Annotated in this window: 17 protein-coding genes and 2 pseudogenes; all 19 read left to right on the top strand. The window is 45.9% G+C overall.

Translation table 11 applies throughout. The features are described 5' to 3' along the window. Window positions 1–10 precede the first annotated feature (10 nt). The 19 genes and pseudogenes from KQH81_RS10780 to KQH81_RS10695 all read left to right on the top strand — a co-directional run bounded on the left by KQH81_RS10780 (window position 11) and on the right by KQH81_RS10695 (window position 21552). Window positions 11–217 (top strand): hypothetical protein, encoded by a 207-nt coding sequence (locus KQH81_RS10780; RefSeq protein ID WP_025577652.1) that lies wholly within the window; start codon window positions 11–13, stop codon window positions 215–217. Window positions 218–1003: 786 nt separating this feature from the next. Continuing rightward, complete coding sequence (locus tag KQH81_RS10775; RefSeq protein WP_326839242.1) at window positions 1004–1456, top strand: TnpV protein; 453 nt, start codon at window positions 1004–1006, stop codon at window positions 1454–1456. 59 nt (window positions 1457–1515) lie between these two features. After that, complete coding sequence (locus KQH81_RS10770) at window positions 1516–8037, top strand: LPD25 domain-containing protein (RefSeq protein ID WP_326839241.1); 6522 nt, start codon at window positions 1516–1518, stop codon at window positions 8035–8037. 77 nt (window positions 8038–8114) lie between these two features. Beyond that, window positions 8115–8444 carry a DUF6664 family protein gene (locus KQH81_RS10765; RefSeq protein WP_230028263.1) on the top strand — a complete coding sequence of 110 codons (330 nt, stop codon included), beginning with the start codon at window positions 8115–8117 and terminating at the stop codon, window positions 8442–8444. Between the two features lie 110 nt (window positions 8445–8554). Further along, complete coding sequence (locus KQH81_RS10760; RefSeq protein ID WP_230028261.1) at window positions 8555–9910, top strand: SEC-C metal-binding domain-containing protein; 1356 nt, start codon at window positions 8555–8557, stop codon at window positions 9908–9910. 82 nt (window positions 9911–9992) lie between these two features. After that, on the top strand, window positions 9993–10739 hold the full coding sequence (locus tag KQH81_RS10755) for a phospholipase D-like domain-containing protein (protein WP_226854303.1): 747 nt from the start codon (window positions 9993–9995) through the stop codon (window positions 10737–10739). A 73-nt stretch (window positions 10740–10812) separates the two neighbouring features. Beyond that, window positions 10813–11802 (top strand): DUF3991 and TOPRIM domain-containing protein, encoded by a 990-nt coding sequence (locus tag KQH81_RS10750; protein ID WP_230028258.1) that lies wholly within the window; start codon window positions 10813–10815, stop codon window positions 11800–11802. Window positions 11803–11876: 74 nt separating this feature from the next. Then, on the top strand, window positions 11877–12176 hold the full coding sequence (locus KQH81_RS10745; RefSeq protein ID WP_230028256.1) for a hypothetical protein: 300 nt from the start codon (window positions 11877–11879) through the stop codon (window positions 12174–12176). A gap of 93 nt (window positions 12177–12269) precedes the next feature. After that, the gene (locus KQH81_RS17615) at window positions 12270–12422 is read left to right on the top strand and encodes a DUF3789 domain-containing protein (RefSeq protein ID WP_268254206.1); all 153 of its coding nucleotides are present in this window, start codon (window positions 12270–12272) and stop codon (window positions 12420–12422) included. Continuing rightward, complete coding sequence (locus KQH81_RS10740; protein ID WP_008703437.1) at window positions 12382–12711, top strand: plasmid mobilization protein; 330 nt, start codon at window positions 12382–12384, stop codon at window positions 12709–12711. Before KQH81_RS17615 ends, KQH81_RS10740 begins: the two co-directional genes overlap by 41 nt. After that, window positions 12711–14123 (top strand): relaxase/mobilization nuclease domain-containing protein, encoded by a 1413-nt coding sequence (locus KQH81_RS10735; protein ID WP_230028254.1) that lies wholly within the window; start codon window positions 12711–12713, stop codon window positions 14121–14123. Before KQH81_RS10740 ends, KQH81_RS10735 begins: the two co-directional genes overlap by 1 nt. Beyond that, window positions 14065–14877: a PcfB family protein gene (locus KQH81_RS10730; RefSeq protein ID WP_230028252.1), complete on the top strand. Its 813-nt coding sequence runs from the start codon at window positions 14065–14067 to the stop codon at window positions 14875–14877. Before KQH81_RS10735 ends, KQH81_RS10730 begins: the two co-directional genes overlap by 59 nt. 6 nt (window positions 14878–14883) lie before the next feature. Continuing rightward, window positions 14884–15747: a hypothetical protein gene (locus tag KQH81_RS10725; RefSeq protein ID WP_230028250.1), complete on the top strand. Its 864-nt coding sequence runs from the start codon at window positions 14884–14886 to the stop codon at window positions 15745–15747. A 15-nt stretch (window positions 15748–15762) separates the two neighbouring features. Then, complete coding sequence (locus KQH81_RS10720; protein WP_006857246.1) at window positions 15763–15960, top strand: hypothetical protein; 198 nt, start codon at window positions 15763–15765, stop codon at window positions 15958–15960. Beyond that, window positions 15947–17296, top strand: a pseudogene (locus KQH81_RS10715) (VirD4-like conjugal transfer protein, CD1115 family); the annotation flags it as partial. The gene KQH81_RS10720 and the pseudogene KQH81_RS10715, both read left to right, overlap by 14 nt. Window positions 17297–17887: 591 nt before the next feature. Continuing rightward, complete coding sequence (locus KQH81_RS10710) at window positions 17888–19705, top strand: reverse transcriptase/maturase family protein (RefSeq protein ID WP_055057444.1); 1818 nt, start codon at window positions 17888–17890, stop codon at window positions 19703–19705. A 107-nt stretch (window positions 19706–19812) separates the two neighbouring features. Then, a pseudogene (locus KQH81_RS10705) lies at window positions 19813–20253 on the top strand (type IV secretory system conjugative DNA transfer family protein); the annotation flags it as partial. A gap of 14 nt (window positions 20254–20267) precedes the next feature. Next, the gene (locus KQH81_RS10700; protein WP_230028248.1) at window positions 20268–20624 is read left to right on the top strand and encodes a glutamyl-tRNA amidotransferase; all 357 of its coding nucleotides are present in this window, start codon (window positions 20268–20270) and stop codon (window positions 20622–20624) included. A 91-nt stretch (window positions 20625–20715) separates the two neighbouring features. Then, window positions 20716–21552 carry a hypothetical protein gene (locus tag KQH81_RS10695; RefSeq protein ID WP_230028246.1) on the top strand — a complete coding sequence of 279 codons (837 nt, stop codon included), beginning with the start codon at window positions 20716–20718 and terminating at the stop codon, window positions 21550–21552. Window positions 21553–21562 lie beyond the last annotated feature (10 nt).

Below are 21562 nucleotides of genomic sequence, written 5' to 3'. Positions count from 1 at the left end.
GATTTAGAATATGGCTGTTAATCAGAAAGCCGTCAAGGTCTTGAATAAGGTCTTGGAAGCAGGCTTTACCGATGAAAAAGCGATTGCCGCTATGACTATGGACGATATTCTTTCTATGCAGGGCATCACGGTTGGGGATATTACTCTCATCAATGACCTGCAAAAGAGCATTAAATCGAACAAGGTCATTTCTTTTCTTGGCGGTGGTGCTGAGTGAGTAAACAGAAATATTTGAAACAGAAACGATAAGGAGGTGTAGGTTGAATGGCTGCGAAGTATCAGCTAATCACAGAGCTGTATCGGCGTACAGGCGTTGCGGTTGCAAAAAATCCGCAGGCGTGGCAGGGCTTTCTGTCCTCTGCCTGCCGCAACTATAAATGCCGTTTTGACGAACAGCTTTTAATATACGCCCAACGCCCCGATGCTGTCGCCGTTGCGAAGCTCGAAACTTGGAACAGGCAGTTCAAGCGTTGGGTCAATAAGGACAGCAAGGGTATTGCCGTATTTGACCCGAAAGGTCGCAGGAATACGCTGAAATACTATTTTGATGTGTCCGACACCCACGAGGGCTATTATGGCAGCCTCCCTGTTCCGATATGGCAGATGGATGAGCGATACGAGCAGGCTGTTATGGAAAGGCTCTCGGACAGGTTTGGAGATGTGGAAAGCACTGACCTTGCTTCTGCCTTAATGGAAACGGCAAAGAACGCCGTGGAGGACAATCTGCAAGACTATTTTTCTCAGTTAAAGGACTGCACGAAAGACAGCTTTTTGGAAGAACTGGACGACTTTAATATAGAAGTCATTTACAGGCGGCTGGCAGCAAACAGCGTTGCTTTTATGCTGATCAGCCGCTGCGGTCTGGATACGAATGAGTTTTTTGACCGAGAGGATTTTGCGGATATTGTAAATTTCAATACCCCTGCAACGATAAACGCCATCGGCGTTGCCACGAGCGATATTGCGGAAATGGCGTTACGGGAAATCTCACAGTCTATCCGAAATGTGCAAATGGCGGAAAAAGACCAGAATCGCACCTTTGAACAAAGAGCGCAGGCTCAGTATGATAAAGGCAGACAACAACCCGAAAGGAGCGAATACAATGAGCGAAATCACTTACAGCAGACAGAGGGATTATCTTATTCCCGACCTAACATTACCGACAGAGCCAGAGCTTCCGCTTGGCAGGTACGCTTTGATGCACAGGGATTATCTGGAGAAGCACAAGCGAGTGACCTATCTCAACCTGCTGACATCGGGCAGGCTGAACGGGCATCTGCACGAGGTAGAGCAGACAGCACTCCAGAGGTTGGAGCTTCTGACGAAGCAGCTCTCAGCCGAGCAGGGCGTAACAGAGGAACTGAAAGAGAAAGCTCCGATGCAGTGGGTCGGACTGATGAACAACATCCGCAGCCAAGCGGAGGAAGTGATACTGACCGAACTGATTTACAGGTAAGCGTTGCCAAAGATGATGAGGTCAGGGTCAATCTTCCAACCGTAGATGAACAAATCGAAATGATAGCAAAAGCAGAGGACGAAAATGCCTCTGCTTTTGCTATTTCCAAAGAAGATATTGACTCCGTGCTTCAGAAAGGCAGTGGCGTTGCGGACGGAAAATACCGTATCTACCGCCAATTCCAAAAGGGCGAGGACAGACAGAAAAATATTGAGTTCCTTAAAAATGAGTATGGAACGGGCGGCGGTACGCACATCTTCCCCGATGGTTTCAGCGGTCATTCTTGGCATGACAGCAAAGGTCTTGCCATTGACCGAAACGGCACTTATACCAATCACGACCTTGTGTTGAAATGGTCACAGGTTGAAAAGCGTCTGCGTGAGCTGATTAAGGATAACCGCTATCTCAATCCGAAAGAAAAAGACCATTATGCCGATTATCTGGAGAGCGTGTCAGCTCCTCAATATGAGATTGACACCCAGAGGAAAATAGCAAGGCAGCGTTTTATTGACGCCCACCGTGACCTGCCGCCTGCCGACAAACGGGATACCCTTGCTTTGCGGCTATCTGACTTTATCCGTGACTTGGACAGGTACGAAAAAGACCTGTTATCTGTTGTGGGACGAAGCGACCTTGCTGATATTACCGCCGAGCAAATGGAACAGCACCTGTCCGCCCCCTCAACTGTTCAACAGCTCATAGACTTTCTTGCACAGGTACAATGGAAAACGACCTCAGTTTTCAGCCGCAGTAATGGGTGGAAGTTTACCGAGGAATTAAGGGAGCTGCACCCACTCCGCTACCTCTACAATGAGGGCGATGTGGTGTATATCGGTGCGGATAAATATGAGATTGCAACACTTACCGAGGAAAAGGTCTATCTGCAAAATGCCGAGTTCCCTATCTTGGGGCAGGAATACAGCCGAGCCGACTTTGAAGAAAAGCTAACGGAAAATCCTGCAAATGACCATCTGAAAGTGGTCGTAACCGAGAAACAGAGGACAGAAACACCGTCCGAGAAAAAGCAGGACGGAATACAGTTTTCTATCGGTTTTTCCGAACACCCTGCCTTTTATGACAGACAGCTTAATGACCGCTATACGGATTTGAGCTTTGCTCTGGGTAATAAGCTGCTTGGTATTTTGGACGAGAAACAGCACCGTGAGCGTGAGGGCGATAAAAATATCGGGTGGTATCACAAGACAGATTTTGTTATCAAGGCTGTTATCGGCGGCGAGGAATTTAACTATGAAGGGCGGTTTGATATTGGCGATGGTGAGGGCGATTTAATTGCCCACATTAAGAATTTCTACGATTATGCCTTATCGCCAAAGGGTGAACAGCTATATGGAGATGACCGAGAAAGCCTACTCCGTGGCAGAGATGAATTTATCCCATTCTTGGAACAGCACACCGAGCTGACCCAAGAGGACGAAAAGCTCCTTGATGAGATTATGGCTACCGAAAGTGATTGGTACAGGACAGCCGAGGAAGTCGAAGAAAAACCACAGGCGTATGCCGATAAACTGAATGGCTCAGAAGCTCCTGCCATTGAAGTGGAGCAATCCACAGACGACCTCATAGGAAGGGAAATCATCATAGATAACCGTAAATATCTCATTGAGAGCATCGGGGAAATCAGCGGCGATGTGTCCTTGCGTGACATCACATTCCAGAACAATGTGGGTTTTCCGATAAACCGAGTGGAGAAAATCGGTTATATCCAAAAGCTATTGGAACAGGAAAAATCCGAATTACCACCCGAAGAAAAAACGGAAGCTCTTGCCGTTCCTATTAATGACCGTCATAATTTCCGTATTACCGATGACACCATCGGTGTCGGCGGAGCAAAAGAAAAGTTCCGTAACAATATGGCGGCAATCAACCTGCTGCACGAGCTTGAAATCGAAAACCGCCTTGCCACACCCGAAGAACAGGAAGTCCTATCTCGGTATGTCGGTTGGGGCGGTCTTTCTATGGCATTTGATGAACACAATGCGGCGTGGGCGGAGGAATTTAAGGAGCTATATGCCAGCCTATCCCCAGAGGAATACCGTGCCGCTATGGAGTCAACGCTGACCGCTTTTTATACGCCGCCTGTTGTTATCAAGGCGATGTATGACGCACTTGACCGCCTGGGCTTTTCACAGGGAAATATCTTGGAGCCGTCCTGCGGGACAGGCAATTTCTTTGGTCTGCTTCCCGAAAGTATGCAAAACAGCAAGCTCCACGGCGTGGAAATCGACTCTCTCACAGGCAGGATTGCAAAGCAGCTCTACCAAAAAGCGAACATTGCTATTGAGGGCTTTGAGAAAACAAATCTCCCAGACGACCATTTTGATGTAGTCCTCGGCAATGTGCCTTTTGGGGAGATAAGGGTCAATGACAGCCGATACAACGCCCAGAAATTTCTCATACACGACTACTTTTTTGCAAAGGCTCTGGATAAAGTCCGTGCCGGCGGCGTTGTGATGTTCATTACCTCAAAGGGTACGATGGATAAAGCAAGTCCAGAGGTACGCAAGTATATTGCTCAGAGAGCCGAGCTTTTAGGTGCTATCCGTCTGCCAGACAACACCTTTAAGGCAAACGCTGGCACGGAGGTCACGAGCGATATTCTTATCTTGCAAAAGCGTGACCGAGTGATGGATATAGAGCCAGACTGGGTACACCTTGATACGGACGGAAACGGTGTTACGATGAACAGATATTTTGTCGAACACCCCGAAATGGTGTTGGGTGAAATAAAGATGGAAAGCACACGCTTTGGTACTTTTGAGCCTGTTTGTAAAGCACGTAAGGATATACCACTTTCCGAGCTTCTGTCCAATGTAGTTCAGAGGATAAACGGCGAAATCCCAGAGCTTGATAATGGGGTTGATGAAATCTCCGATGAGCAGGAGCTTTCCGTTCCTGCTGACCCGAATGTGCGTAATTTCTCTTTTACTCTGGTGGACGGCAAGGTTTATTTCCGAGAGAACGACCGTATGCAACCTGCTTCTGTGTCGATGACCGCAGAAAACCGTATCAAAGGGCTTATCCAAATCCGTGACTGTGTGCGTAAGCTCATTGAGTATCAGACCGAGGATTACCCAGAGGAAATGATATGCACCGAGCAGGAAAACCTCAACCGTCTGTATGATGCCTATACCGCAAAATACGGTCTAATCAACAGCCGAGGAAATTATCTTGCTTTTGCTTCAGACGAGAGCTACTTCCTTTTATGTTCTCTGGAGGTGCTTGATGATGAGGGCAACTTCAAACGGAAAGCGGATATGTTCACGAAGCGGACTATTAAGCCCCATCGAGAAGTAACTTCGGTTGAAACAGCAAGTGAAGCCCTTGCCCTCTCTATCGGGGAGAAAGCCCGTGTTGATTTGCCTTATATGGAGCTGCTCACAGGCAAAACGCAGGCTGAGCTTGTGCAGGATTTACAAGGTGTTATCTTCAAAGTACCGAACTGTGAGCCTGTTTCCTATGTAGCCGCAGACGAGTATCTGTCGGGAAATGTCCGCAACAAGCTGACGGTTGCGGAGCTTGCTGCGAAGAATGACCCAGAGCTTGCAGTCAATGTGGATGCCTTGAAAAAGGTCATTCCCAAAGACCTCTCGGCGGCGGAAATCTCTGTCCGTCTGGGTGCGACTTGGATACTGCAGGAAGATATACAGCGGTTTGTGATGGAGCTTTTAACTCCGTCAAGCTATGCCGCAGGAAGATTAAAGGTACGATACACCCCGATAAACGGAGACTGGTTCATAGAGAATAAAAGCTCCGATATGGGGAATGTAAAGGCGGACAGCACCTATGGTACGAAAAGGGCTTCCGCCTATCGTATTATTGAGGACACCTTAAACCTGCGTGACACCCGTATCTTTGATTATGTGTATGACGAACACAGCAATAAAAAAGCGGTGTTCAATGCAAAGGAAACCACGGCGGCACAGGCGAAGCAGGAAGTCATCAAGCAGGCGTTTCAGGATTGGATATGGAAAGACCCAGAACGGCGAAACCGCCTTGTCCGTTATTACAACGACACTTTTAACTCTGTGCGACCCCGTGAGTATGACGGAAGCCATATCACTTTTGGAGGTATCAGCCCAGAAATCACACTAAGACCCCATCAAGTCAACGCCATCGCCCATATCCTTTATGGCGGTAATACACTCCTTGCCCATAAGGTGGGAGCAGGAAAAACCTTTGAAATGGTAGCCGCTGCACAGGAAAGCAAACGGCTCGGCTTATGCCAGAAGTCAATGTTTGTTGTGCCAAATCATCTTGTCGGTCAGTGGGCTTCTGAGTATCTGCGGCTTTATCCGAGTGCGAATATCCTTGTCACGACCAAACAGGATTTTGAAACGGGAAACCGCAAGAAGTTCTGCGGCAGGATTGCCACAGGCGACTATGACGCAGTCATTATCGGGCATTCGCAGTTTGAAAAAATCCCGATGAGCATAGAACGCCAGAGGGAGCAGTTGGAAAAGCAGCTTGATGATATTGAGCGTGGCATTGACGATGTGCAGGCTTCCAAAGGCGAGCAGTTCACGGTCAAACAGTTAATGAAAACCCGAAAGGCAATCAAGACAAAACTCGAAAAGCTCAACGACACTAAGCGTAAGGATACGGTCATCGACTTTGAACAGCTCGGCGTTGACAGGCTTTTCATTGATGAGAGCCATTTTTACAAGAATTTGTACCTCTACACCAAGATGCGGAATGTGGGCGGTATCGCCCAGACCGAAGCCCAGAAATCAAGCGACCTCTTTATGAAATGCCGCTATCTGGACGAAATCACGGGCAACCGTGGCACGGTTTTCGCAACGGGTACGCCTGTCAGCAATTCAATGGTTGAGCTGTACTCTGTTCAGAGGTACTTGCAGTATGATACCCTTGCACAGAACGGTTTACAGCATTTTGATAGTTGGGCTTCCACCTTTGGAGAAACGGTTACAGCTCTGGAATTAGCACCCGAAGGCACAAATTACCGAGCCAAGACGAGGTTTGCCAAGTTCTATAACCTGCCAGAGCTGATGCAGATGTTCCGTGAGGTGGCGGATATTCAGACCGCCGATATGCTAAAACTCCCCGTGCCAAAGGTCAATTACCACAATATTAAGACCAAGCCGAGCGAGATACAGACCGAAATGGTAGCTTCCCTTGCGAAGCGGGCTGAGAAAGTCAGGGCAAGGCTTGTCGAGCCGAACATCGACAATATGCTCAAGATAACCAATGACGGGCGGAAACTGGCTCTTGACCAGAGAATGATTGACCCGATGCTGCCAGATGACCCAGACAGTAAAGTCAATGCCTGCGTGGATAATGTGTACCGTATCTGGGAGGAACACGCCGATACCAAAGCGACACAGCTTGTGTTCTGCGACCTGTCCACCCCGAAAAATGACGGTACTTTCAATGTCTATGACGATATGAGGGAGAAACTGATAGCCCGTGGTATCCCTGCGGAGCAGATATGCTTTATTCACGAAGCGACCACCGATGCACAGAAAAAAGAGTTGTTCGGCAAGGTCAGAAGCGGCGAAGTCCGTGTGCTGTTCGGCTCTACTCCTAAGATGGGAGCAGGTACGAATGTGCAGGACAGGCTCATAGCAATCCATAACCTTGATTGTCCGTGGCGTCCTTCCGACCTTGAACAAAGGCAGGGGCGTATTGAAAGGCAGGGCAATATGTTCCCAGAGGTGGAGGTTTACCGCTATGTGACTGAGCAAACTTTTGATGCCTACCTCTATCAGTTGGTGGAGAGCAAGCAGAAATTTATCAGCCAGATAATGACGAGCAAAAGCCCTGTCCGTTCTGCTGAAGATGTGGACGAGGTTGCCCTGTCCTTTGCGGAGGTTAAAATGCTTGCCACAGGCGATGCCCGTTTTAAGGAAAAGATGGATTTGGATATACAGGTATCAAAGCTTCGAGTGTTAAAGCAGAGTTATCTTTCCGAACATTACGACCTTGAGGACAGGGTGCTGAAATACTATCCCCAGACCATTAAGGAGTATGAGGAACGCATTGCAGGCTATGAAAATGATGCAGCTCTTGCCGAGCAGCACAAGCCGCAGGGTGAGGATAAGTTCTGCCCGATGACCCTAAAAGGTATGACCTACACCGAAAAGGCAGACGCAGGCGAGATGCTCCTTGCAATCTGCAAGGATTATCCGATGTCTGCACCCACAGAAATTGGAAGCTACCGAGGTTTCCGAATGGAGATTTATTATGATACGGTCAACGCCCATTATTGTATGAATCTTTGCGGAAAGGCAAAGCACAAGGTTGATTTAGGTGCTGATGCCCTCGGAAATCTGACCCGAATTGAGAACGAGCTGTCAAAGCTCTCTGCCAGACTGGAAGCTGCCAAGACCAAAAAGGCGGAAACTATCGCACAGCTTGAAACCGCAAAGGAGGAAATCAAGAAGCCTTTTGCCTTTGAAGATGAGTTGAAAGAAAAAGCGGAACGGCTGAACGCTCTTAACATTGAGCTGAATCTAAATGAAAAAGATACTTCCGTTATGGATACCGAGCCAGAGCAGACAGAAGAACAGCCCGAAAGAAAATGTGCAAGTCGGGAGAGATAATGCGGTTTGCATATTTGTATTGCTGATTTCTGGGAAGTATAATAGGTGTAGATTAGTAAATGTCGGAGGTGAAAGGTGTGCTTGATAATTTCAGATTTGAAACCTTTGTTGATGTGCATAGCAACATCTTTGCTGAATATCTAAGCTCCGTTATCGCAAAGCTGCCCAAAGAAAATCCAGAATACCGTTCCATAGAGGAAAGGATAGAGGAACTCTACAAGGAGTATCCAAAAGTGATGGAGGCTCTGGATACGGAAAAGCCGAGCGATTTATCCGAGCAGGAGTGTAAGGCTTTGATAAAAGTTTTGGAGCTTCGGAACAGGCTCAGCGATATGCAGCAGGAAGCAATCTATTTCAGAGGGTGCTATGACAGCGTTGGGTATCTCAAAAAGGCAGGAATTTTATAACCGAGAATGGGCGGCATTGGCGTTAAGCTGATGCCGTCTTTTCATATGGGTATTATATGGAGTTTTCCGTAGGAAACTGATATAATTATAAAAACGAGAGGAGATAAAATATGGTCAATAATGTGTTTGTTCAGTGTAATGCTTGTAAAATGAAGATAAATCTTCGTGCTCAAATTGGATTATTTGATATTCCTTTTCATGTCCGTTGCCCCAAGTGTCATTCTACTATATATGGAAAAGTTTTTGTAGAAGATAATAATATCAATGTTGAAAATGCTGATATTGTACAATGTGATGATGAGGAATTTTACTCAGTTGAATTATCAGCCGAATTCCCTACCAGAAAAGCCACCCACAAAAAACTAAATGAAATTGAGCTTTCTCCATATATGCGAAATCTTTTACTTTACGGGAGTAATGAAAAGGCAATAGAGGAAACGCAAAAAACCATATATTTTGCTAATTTTGTTAAGTCTGGATTGAGTGAGATGAAACAAAATTTTGAGTTATTTTGGAATAACCAAGATAGGATACTCTTTGCAAGGGTTACGGACATGATTAAACAGTACCCGTATATTCCTTTTTCAGAAGTAAAAAACAACTTTGATGCGGCAGTAGCTTTACACCAACTTTTGCTCACCACAACAGGCATTTCAATCATTATTGGCAAAGATACTTTAGGAGAGTATACGAAAATAGGACAATTAGTAATTGAGGATAGAAATTATCTTACCCAGATTAGCGAATTTATTGCTAACAGCAAGATTGATTTCAATAGCATTGAAACAAAAGGATTCAAACTAATTGAGTTATTTGCTAAGGTATATGAGCAATTAATTCCCGTAATAGCTCTAAAAAATGGAGATTGTCTTGAAAATGTTGATAAAAATCAATTTGGCATTATGACCGCTAATTTTGATGAGCTGACAGACTTTTATGCCAAAAGTTATGAGTGGATATTTGATAATCTTAAAGTGATTTTGGGACTTAATAACATTTTTGTTCGGAATGATTCAACAAAGTGTGTTAATGGCAAGACCTATCAAGATTTTATTAGGGAATCTAACGGAAATAAAATGAAAAATGGATATGTAGACGAAAAAGAACCATTTGGCAAACCTATTAGTAGTTTGAACAACCGAGTTAGAAACGCCATCCAGCATTTTGATAGTGATATTGATTATGAAACACAATTGATTACTTTCAAAGATAGAAATAAGTCCGTTGATTTGTATTTAATAGATTTTGCGGATTTATGTATAGAAAATTTCCGCATTATATTTTATGTATTAGAGTTAGTATATAACTTGAGAAAAATAGATTTTATACAAAAGGGGATTGCTCCGAGTTTTGTTGCCAGTAAAATAAGAGTGGATAAGCAACAGCAAAAGAAAAAGAAAATCGGAAGAAACGAACCTTGTCCGTGTGGTAGTGGAAAAAAATATAAGCGATGCTGCGGGAAATGATTAGTTTATGTTATAAGTTTAAAAATAGTTAAAAGCACGAATTTTGTGAAAATGACTAATAAAATTGGCAGGAGGATACTACATGCAAGAAAAAGATTTCAAAAAGTTGCTTATTGACACTGTTAAGATTAGCGACCACCCAGACAAAGAAAAAATTATTAATTTACTTAGATTAGTAACGATACACTATGAGCAGACAGGAGAATTTACATATCACCTATGGAATCATTATAAGGAATATATTTACCTTTGCATTATTCCAGATAAACTCATTGAACTTAAATCATATAGCGACTATTTATGTGATATCTGTTATGAAATATATCCGCCCAATGATGATTATGAACTTTTTGGTGTGGAGATAAAGCCAGGAGCATTGCCTAACGATGAAGAAATAAGCCAAGAGATATTATTTGAAGATATACAGCACCAGATAATTGATGAGATTAAGGCGGCAAAATATCTTATTTGGATTGCAATGGCTTGGTTTACCGACCCAGCCATTTTCAATGAGCTTAAGAAGAAAAAACGGCAAGGGCTAAATATCCAGATTGTTATAGATGATAATGATAAAAATAGGAATGCTTCATTTAATTTAGATGAAAATTTTGAAGTATACTGGGTGTCTATTGAATCACTTTACAAAAATATAATGCACGATAAGTTTTGTATTATTGATTTACAAACAGTTATTCATGGGACTTTTAATTGGACACGGGCAGCACAATATAATAAAGAAACAATTAGTATTGATAAGAACCGTGAAACAGCTGAAAAATTTGCAGATGAATTTATGAAGCTCAAGAAGAAAGAAAAATTTAATTGGTAACTTACATAGCCGAGAGGTTTTCATTTAACGAAAGCCCCTCGGCTTTTTCTATTTCTGGAGGTGATTTTATCCATTGAGAACTAACCGACCCTATGTGCAGATTGACCCAGATGTGCTTGAACGGGTACGGCAGATTGATTTGTTATCCTATCTGCGTGAGTTTGAGCCGAGCAATCTCGTTAAGGTCAAAGGCACAAGCAATGTGTACTGTACAGCAGAACACGACAGCTTAAAGATTTCCAACGGCAAATGGTATTGGTGGTCGAGAGGTTTCGGCGGCTATTCTGCCCTCGACTATCTCATCAAGGTCGAGGAATATGACTTCGTAGAAGCCGTGGAAATTCTCACGGGACAGACGATGGCGGAATGGAAGCCACCCCCTGCTCCCAAGAAAGATAAACCGAAAGTCCTGCTCCAGCCGCCAAAAAATAAGGATTGTAACAGAGTGATACAGTATCTTTTCGGGCGTGGTATTGACTATCAGCTCATACAGGAGTGTATCTCAGACGGCACGCTTTATGAGAGTGCCGACTATCACAACGCCGTTTTTATTGGCAAAGATGAAAGCGGAACGCCCAAGTATGCGGCTCTTAGAAGTACGCTCGGCAGCACTTTCAAACAGGACGCATCGGGCAGCGACAAGCGGTATTCGTTCCGACTTCTGGCAAGAGAGCCGACAGATACCGTGCATTTATTTGAAGCCGCCATTGATTTATTGTCCTACGCCACCTACCTCAAGTGCGAGGGGAAGGACTACCGTGCGGAAAACCTGCTCTCCCTGTCGGGCGTGTATCAGCCAAAAAAGGAGATTTCCGAGAGCAAAATCCCTGTTGCCCTCTCCACCTACCTGCGGGAAAACCCGCCAATCAAGACCATTATCCTGCACTTGGACAATGACAAGACAGGCAGGCTATGTACTGCCGCCTTAACAGAATTACTGAAAAAGGACTACCAAATCGTTGACGCCCCGCCGCCTGTCGGAAAAGATGTCAACGATTTTTTAATGTCCTATCTGGGGCTTGCAAGGCAGAAGCCCGCCCGTGAAAGGAGGGATGCCCGTTGATTGTATAGCAGATTTTCAAGAAGAAAGACAGCCAGACCAACAAAAATTTAAGAATGAAAGCGAGGAATTAACCATTGAAAAAGTATGATGTGACGCTCACAGGACACTATGAAAAGACCATTTCCGTCTATGCCGACAGCCCCGAACAGGCGGCGGAGAAAGTCAAAATCGTTCTCTTTGATACCGACCTTATCGAGTTTTCTGATGAGGATTTTGTATGCGGCGAAGCCGATATTCAGGACGCTGACGAGTATGATGAGGACGGTTGTGAAGAAAATGCAGACGAGGATGGAGATATGGAGGACGCCTGCTGTTCGGACTGTCCGTACTACTGCCCGATGTGTGGAGAATGTATGTATGAGGACGAGGATTAAGCAATGTCTTACCAAGCACTGAATTTGGTTAGCCAAATTCGCTTGTTAGGGGGCAGCCCCTAATACCCCGTGAGAACAGAAAGGAGTTCAAGAATGAGTGAGTTCTTATTATTCATTATCGGCACAATGCTCGGCGGTCTGTTCGGCGTTGTGTGTATGTGCTGCTTGCAGATAAACAGACTTTCCGAGAGAAAGGAAGAGGACAATGCGAAAAAGAAATGTGCAGATACTTTTCCGTCTGACTGAGGAGGAAGCCGAACACCTTAATGAGCTTGTGCGGAAATCGGGTCGCTCAAAAGAAGCCTTTTTAAGAGAAATGGTAAGGGGCTATCAGCTCTGCGAAAAGCCCGACCCAGAGTTCTATAAAATGATGCGTGAGCTGTCCGCTATTGGCAACCGTATCAATCAGCTTGCGGTTAAGGCAAACGCCCTCGGCTTTGTGGATACCCCGATGCTCCGTGAGGAAGCAAGGAAGTGGCACGAATTTCAGATTGACATTCGCAAAAGGTATCTGCTTCCACGCAGGTCATCGTAATGGCGGTCTGCGAGATATGGGATGTGCGTGGCAGGCTCGACCATCCAATCGACTATGCCGAAAATCCTGCAAAGACCGCCAATCCCAAATACACCGAAGCCGACCTGCAGGCGATGGTCGATGTAATGGAGTACGCTACTAATAAGAATAAGACCGAGCAGCGTTTCTTTGTCACAGGTGTAAATTGTGACCCGACCACCGCCAGAGATGAAATGATGATTACCAAAGCGGGATGGAGCGACACGAGTGAGATTGTCTGCTATCACGGCTTCCAGAGCTTCAAGCACGGTGAGGTTACGCCAGAGCAGGCACACGAGGTCGGCGTTAAACTTGCCGAGCGAATGTGGGGCGACAGGTTTCAGGTCATTGTCGCCACCCACCTAAATACCGACTGCCTGCATAATCACTTTGTCGTGAACTCTGTTTCTTTTGCGGACGGTATGCACTACCACGACAACAAAGCAAATCTGCGGCTGCTCCGCCAGCGTTCCGATGAGCTTTGCCGTGAGTATGCCTTGTCTGTCATCGAACACCCAAGCGGCAAGAAAAAGCCCTACGCCCTTTACCAAGCCGAAAAGCAGGGGCGACCCACGAGGGATAATGTTGCCAGACAAGCGGTGGATGAAGCTATCAGCAAATCATTTACGCTGAAAGACTTTGACCGCCAGTTGGCAGAAATGGGCTACCGCATAAACTTTGACCCCGACCGCAAGTATTGGACGATTATCGGCAAGGGCTGGCAAAGACCCAAGCGGCTTTATAAGCTTGGAGAGGAATACACCAATGACAGGATTATGGAGCGTATCAGCGAAAATTCCTATGCGGTCAAATTCCAGAGCTTCTCAGAGCCACAGCCGCAGGTCAAGGTCTATCGGGTCAAAGGCTCATTGAAGAATGCCAAGAAAATGGGCGGCTTGCGTGGGCTGTATCTCCATTACTGCTACAAGCTCGGTATCCTGCCAAAAGGCAGAAAACAAAATTATGCACGGCTTCATTATCTCCTAAAGGACGACCTTATGAAGATGGAAGCCATCACACTGGAAACAAGGTTGCTTTGCCGCAATCACATTGATACGGCGGAGCAGCTTTGTTCATATAAAGGCTCTCTGGAAACGGAGATGTCTGCCCTGCTTCAGAAGCGAAAGGAGCTTTACTCCAAATCCCGCAGGATAAGCGGTGAAGAAAAGGAAGCGGTCAAGGCGGAGCTTTCCGATATTTCGGGACGGCTGAAAATTATCCGAAAGGAGGTCAGAATGTGCGAGGGCATCGCCGCCCGTAGTGATACCCTCAAAGAAAAATTGCAGACGATACGGGCAGACGAAAACGAACAGCAAAGAAAGGAGCTGATGAAGAATGAACACAGGCGGCGAAGCGGCAGAACAAATCGTCCGAATCAGCTTGGAGGGCTTTGAGGTCGCTGCCAAAATCACAGGTGCAGGTGCGAAGAACATCGCTATCCTGTTGTATTCCATTCTCAAAGAAGAAAAGAAAACCAAGGGCAAAGCAAGGCTGACGTGCATGCTCCGTTCTGGTAAGGAGTTGAAAGTCTTTACCGTCAAAAGCGGCGACTTAAAGAAGTTCACGCAGGAAGCAAAAAAATACGGTGTGCTTTACTGCGTTCTCACAGACAGGAAAAACAAAGACCCCAATGCGGAGGTCGATGTCATCGCCCGTGCCGAGGACGCATCGAAAATTAGCCGTATCGTGGAACGCTTTAATCTTGCTTCGGTGGATACCGCTTCTATTGTGACGGAAGCCGAGAAATCCAAAGATGCAAAGGACGGTCAGCCAGAGCCAGATATTGGTGTGCAGGAAAAGGCGGAGAAAGATAAGCTGCTTGACGAGCTTCTGGGCAAGCCTGTCCAGAAGGAGGAAAACGCCCCAAACCCCTCGGTGGCAAAGACAGAAAAATCCCCTCAGTCCGAGCCTACCTCAGAGCAGCCAAAGAAGTCCGCAGAGGGGGCTACTATGACTAAGGAGAAACCTTCTGTCAGAGAGGAACTGTGGAAAATCAAGGAGAGCCGCAAGGAGCAGGAAGCAGAGATTGGCACTTCCGCCCTGGACAAAAGCGGAGCTTACGACAGGGCGAAAAGTGCTAACAGGAAAACGGAGCATAAACAGCCCCAGAGAAAGAAAAAGAAACCAAAATCCAAAGAAACGAGGTAAACAGCTATGAGTATTTACGATGTATTCAGCGGCGGCAACAGACCTTTTGATAAAGAGGAATGGGTTGCCGCAAAGCAGGCACAGCGGAAAGAAGCCTATGAGCTGATTGACAATACCTGCTCTGAAATGATGGCAAGCGGCGACAGCTTCCGCCAGTATCTTGATGTGCAGGGTCGCTTTGACCGCTACTCCGTGGCTAACGCTATTCTGGTGTCAGCACAGATGCCCGAAGCAACGCAGCTTAAAGAGTACAGCAAATGGAAAGCGAACCGTGTCTATGTGAACAAGGACGCACAGAAAATCATTATCCTTGAGCCGAGCAAGGAATACACCCGTGAGAACGGGACAAAGGGCGTCTCCTACAATGCCAAAGTGGTTTATGACATTTCTGAAACCTCGGCAAAGGACAGGCGGCAGGAACAGGAGCCGAAATCCATGCGTGAGCTTGTGTCAGCTCTGATTGATGCAAGCCCTGTACCCTGTGTTCCTGTCGATGAGCTTGAACTGCCTGCCTATTATGACAGCTCTCAGCAGACTATTTTTGTCAAGAAAGGGCTTTCCGAGGAAGTGCTGTTCGTGAGTATGGCAAAAGAAGTGTCGGCGGCGGTCTATGACTTTAAGTACAACGAGAGCCGTGATGCTTCCGATTTCAAATCCTTCTGTGTTGCCTATATGGTAAGCTCCCGTTACGGTGTGGATACCAGAGGTTTTGACTTTTCCAGACTTCCCAGGGAGTATGCGGAAATGGATACGCAGGCGTTCAAAGGAGAGCTTGGCACGATGCGTGATGTTCTGGGCGAAATCCAGAGCGATATGTATAAGAGTATGGAGAAGAACAAGCCTGCAAAGAACAAAGAGCAGGAACGCTAATTGGAGGTGCAGACTATGAGAGAGGAACGATACCATATCGCACTTGATAAGTACGATAAGAATATCGTCATCAACGCCTTAAACACCCTGCGTACAAGGCAGTTACAGGAGGAACGCCCCACCGAGCCTGTTGACGAGCTGATAAGCAAGGTGGCACACGCTCCGACAAAAAAGGTTAAGGTCGTGCATTGCAGGTGCAATGAGGAACGATGACCAGAAAATGAGCCTAATCCTTTCTGTCTGCGGCATACTTCCTGTCGTATGGCTTGCCCTGCTGACAGCACCCTATGTCAGCGGTGGTCTTGTAGAGATTATCCGAGGTCTGCCTGTGGCGATGGGCAATCCGTTTGAAATAATGGTATGTGAGGACAGTGCAAAGACTGTCCTTATTTTTTTACTTGCCTACGCTATGGGCATCGGCGTTTATTTCTCTACACGCAGGAATTACCGCAGGCGTGAGGAACACGGCTCTGCGAAATGGGGCAACGCAGGTGCTTTGAATAAGAAGTACCGAGATAAAGACCCGTCAGCCAATAAGCTCTTGACCCAGAATGTCCGTATCGGGTTGGACGGGAAAAAGCACCGCAGGAATCTGAACATTTTAGTATGCGGTGGCTCTGGTGCGGGTAAAACAAGATTTTTCTGCAAGCCAAATGCTATGCAGTGCAACACATCTCTTGTAATACTCGACCCAAAGGGCGAAATCGTCCGTGATATTGGCGGTCTGTTGGAAAATAAAGGCTATGAGGTGCGTGTGCTTGACCTTATCAATATGCACCGCAGCCATTGTTACAATCCCTTTGTCTATCTGCGGAACGATAACGATGTTCAGAGGTTGGTAACAAACTTGTTTAAGGCGACCACGCCGAAAGGCTCACAGTCGCAAGACCCGTTCTGGGATACGGCGGCAAGTATGCTGCTTCTGGCTCTGGTATTTTATCTGAAATATGAAGCACCGCCAGACGAGCAGAATTTCCCGATGGTTATGGAGCTGCTCCGTGCAGGCGAAGCCCGAGAGGACGATGACAGCTATGTAAGCCCTCTGGATGAGCTGTTTGACCGTTTGGAAATGGTAAACCCAGAGCATATCGCCCTAAAGTATTACAGGGATTATCACAGTGGTAGTGCAAAGACCTTAAAGAGTATCCAGATAACCCTTGCCGCAAGGCTTGAAAAATTCAATCTGGAGAGCCTTGCAGGGCTTACCGCCACCGATGAGCTTGACCTGCCAAGTCTGGGAGAAAAGAAGGTCGCTCTGTTCGCTCTGATACCAGACAACGACACAAGCTTTAATTTCCTTGTCAGTATCCTTTATACCCAGCTCTTTCAGCAGCTTTTTTATCTGGCAGACCACAAGTACGGCGGAAGCCTGCCTGTGCATTGCCATTTCATAATGGACGAATTTGCGAATGTTTCATTGCCTGATGACTTTGATAAAATCCTGTCCGTTATGCGTTCCAGAGGGGTATCGGTATCCATTATCCTGCAAAATCTGGCACAGCTCAAAGCTCTTTTTGAAAAGCAATGGGAAAGCATTGTCGGCAACTGCGTGCGCCCAGAAGTCGCCAGCGCATTATAAATTCGGCGGCGTGGTATTTATGGAATACTGCCTTTAGCAAGCAGTAGGTAAAAGTATCAAGTGATGAAAAATCACAGCCTATTATTCTACAACTTATCCGAGAGGGGAAACCCGAAGGGGAGTGTAGCATGTTGTCGCTTTTGTCAATGGATAAAAGCCTGAATGATAAGATACTAATCCTGTGTATCTGAAAATTCAAGAATAAAAATTCGTGTATGAGGTACAAAGCTAAACTGCCTGAACGATAGCCAGAGTGGGGGAATCCGCACTCCGCATACGAAAAGGATTGAAACGTATGCTATTCCATGTTGGTTTCATTTCGCAGTTATGAAAGCAAGCGATACTCATGGAAGGACAACCGCAAGACAGCGGGTAAATGGCGAAAGTCGGTGCCGACAACACGAAACGCTAATTCCATAAATACTAACTGGGGATGACCTAAACCTGGTAACGGGCATGGTCACACAGCTCCCATAGTAGTCTGAGACGTTAATGACGTTCACATGGCGAAGGGGAGCAGCTTATTTACTAATACGATATGAAAGGACGGTGCGAGAGGCATTGAGAAATCCAATCCAAGTATTAAGTAGTTTGACGGAAAAGTCAAAGAATGAATCTTACAGGTTTCAAAGATTATATCGGAATCTGTACAATCCAGAGTTCTATTGGCTTGCATATAAAAACATATATGCAAACACAGGCAGTATGACTGCCGGTGCAGATGGAACTACTATTGATGGCATGAGTGACGAAAGAATCCAAAGGATTATTGAATCCATGCGAGATAAAAGTTACCTGCCAAAACCTGCACGCAGAGAATATATTGCTAAGAAAAACAGTAATAAAAAGCGTCCGTTGGGAATCCAGTCGGGCAATGACAAACTGGTGCAGGAAGTAGTGAAGATGATTTTAGAAAGCATTTATGAGCCTGTGTTTAAGAAAACATCTCATGGGTTCAGACCAAACAAAAGCTGTCAGACAGCATTATACCAGATACAGAAAACCTTTACGGGAACGAACTGGTTTGTTGAGGGCGATATACACGCCTGCTTCGACAGTTTTAATCACCACACAATCATCAGATTGCTGAGAAAACGTATTGATGATGAAATGTTTCTACAACTCATCTGGAAATTTCTAAAAGCAGGCTATATGGAGCAATGGACGTACAATCGGACATACAGCGGAGTACCGCAGGGTTCAGGTGTCAGTCCAGTGCTTGCAAATGTGTACCTTCACGAATTAGATAAATTTATGGAGGAATATGCACAGAAATATAACCGAGGAAAGAAGAAACAAATGAACTCCGACTACAAGAAAGTTGTCAAAAAGGCATCCTATTATAGATGTATGGGCAAAAAGAAGTGGGCGGATTTATCTCCAGAAGAACGCTGGGAACGCAATAAACATTTGAAAATGCTTGAAAAGCAAACACGACAGCTAACTCCGACCGAACCTTTGGATGAGACGTATAAACGGATTCAGTACACCCGATACGCTGATGATTTCATCATTGGAGTAATTGGGAGCAAAGCGGACGCAGAACAGATGAAAGCTGACGTCGGCAGATTTCTCAGGGAAGAACTGGATTTGGAAATGTCCGAAACCAAAACCAAAGTTACGCATACAGGAGACAGAGCCAGATTTTTAGGCTATGACATTACGGTATCCAGAAGTCAGGATTTAAAGAAATCCGCAGGAGGATACAAAATCAGAAGCAATGCAGGAGTGGTGAAATTACTTGTACCCAGAGAAAAATGGGTGGGAAAGTTACTGGAATATCATGCAATCAAAATCAAGATTAACGAAAACGGAAAAGAAAGATTTGTAGCCCTACACAGAGGAAAACTGGTAAATCAAAGCGATATAGAGATTCTGGCAAGATATAATGCGGAAGTTCGTGGACTTTACAACTATTATGCCATAGCAAATGATTCCTTCAAGATAGGAAGATTTGCCAATCTTATGAAGTACAGTATGTACAAGACATTTGCCTGTAAGTATAAAACAAATGTTCACGAAATCAAGCGCAGATATTGTGTTGGAGGTCTGTTTACAATCGCATACGATACCAGAGCAGGAAGGAAAATCACGACCTTTTACAGAGACGGGTTTAAGCGAAAAGAATCAGCTACGAAGTTTGACAATGTGAGCGAGCTTCCGCAGTTCTCAAAATACGCTAAAACCAACACTCTGAAACAGAGAGTGGAACGCCATACCTGTGAACTTTGTGGAAAGGATTGCAGAAATCTGGAAATCCATCAAGTAAAGAAACTAAAAGACTTAAAGGGCAATGCGGAGTGGGTACTCCTTATGCGCAAAAGGAGACGGAAAACTCTTGTGGTATGCCCTGAATGTCATAAACTGATTCATTCTTAATACCGTAAATATAATAAGCGGAAAGCCGTATACATCGAGAGGTGTACGTGCGGTTTGGGAGGGAGGGGACGCAAGTCCTGCAAAGGATGAGCTGAACCTTACCTCATGATGAGTTTCTGTATCTGGGCGGCAACGAGCAAAGCACCCACAAATATGTGTCAGAGCTTTTGGGCAAGGAAACCATTGATACCAACACCTACGGCAAGAGTGAGGGGCGGAGTGGCAGTTACTCTACCAACTATCAAATATCGGGACGTGAGCTGATGACCCCAGACGAAGTGCGTATGCTTGATAACCGTTACGCACTTCTTTTTGTGCGTGGGGAACGCCCCGTTATGGACTTCAAGTATGACATCTTGAAGCACCCGAATGTGAAGCTGACGGCTGACGGAGGGCAACCGCCGTATATCCACGGAGAGCCTACGCAGGCTGTCGCAACTCTTGTGTTTGACAGTGATATTCCAGATAACGCCGTGAGCGTGAAAGCTGTCAGCACTTCCTATGAGCTTCTGTCCGATGAGGACTTGGAAGAAATATTCAATTTATAAGGAGGATTTACCCTATGAAACTTTTTAAGAAGAATGAGAACAAGAAAACCACGAAGCTGCCGATGGCTGGAAAGGTTAAGAAAGGCTTCCGCTATTACTGTATGGCTGTTATGGCAATGACCTTTGTGCTTGGTACTTCCGTAACCGCCTTTGCTGCCAATGACCCTATTCAGGTAGTCAACAATCTGTCCGATTTCATTTTCGGTCTGGTGAGGGCTGTCGGTATGATTATGCTCGGCTTTGGTATCGTGCAGATTGGTCTTTCCCTCAAATCCCACGACCCGTCCCAGAGAGCTAACGGATTTTTGACCCTTGCAGGCGGCGTTGTCATTACCTTCGCAAAGGAAATCTTGACTCTTATCACAGGCTAAGATAACAGACTGACACAAAAAGATAACGGGAGCAGATCCGCCGAGTGCGGAACTCGCTCCCGTTATCTAATATCATCAAGGAGGTGGTCAAATGTCTGATAACTGGGTGGTACAGAATTTAGAGAACGCCCTAAACACTTGGAATGAGAAATTAGCCGAGATATGGCAGCTCATTACCCAATCCCCAGAGAACTTTAAGGGCGGCACGATATGGAATGTCATCGTGGATATTCACGGTGCGATGCAGGCTATCGGACTTGCCCTGCTCGTGCTGTTCTTTGTTGTGGGTGTAATGAGAACCTGTGGAAATTTTGCAGAAGTCAAGCGACCAGAGCAGGCATTAAAATTGTTTATCCGCTTTGCCATTGCCAAAGGTGCAGTGACCTACGGATTAGAACTGATGATGGCTCTGTTTAAGATTGTGCAGGGTATGATTTCCACGATTATGAATGCCGCAGGCTTTGGCTCGGCACAGCAGACAGTGTTGCCGCAGGAAATCGTGACAGCCGTTGAAGATTGCGGATTTTTTGAGAGTATCCCGCTATGGGCGGTCACGCTGATAGGCGGACTGTTTATTACGGTGCTGTCATTCATAATGATTATGTCGGTATACGGCAGGTTTTTCAAGCTGTATATCTATACTGCCATAGCACCCGTACCCCTTTCCGCTTTTGCGGGAGAGCCGAGCCAGAGCGTCGGCAAGAGCTTCATTAAGAGCTATGCCGCTGTATGCCTTGAAGGTGCGGTTATCGTGCTTGCCGGCATTATCTTTTCCCTGTTTGCTTCTTCTCCGCCCGTAGTCAATCCCGATGCGGCTGCGGTATCTATGGTGTGGAGCTATATCGGGGAGCTTGTGTTCAATATGCTCGTCCTTGTCGGTGCGGTCAAAATGGCAGACCGTGTTGTAAGAGAAATGATGGGCTTGTAAGGGAGGTGCT

The organism is Clostridium cadaveris, from assembly GCF_020911725.1.
GTDB classification, from domain to species: domain Bacteria; phylum Bacillota; class Clostridia; order Clostridiales; family Clostridiaceae; genus Clostridium_X; species Clostridium_X cadaveris.
The sequence above is the reverse complement of the archived record's forward strand: the minus strand, read 5'-3'. Positions and strand labels throughout refer to the sequence as shown.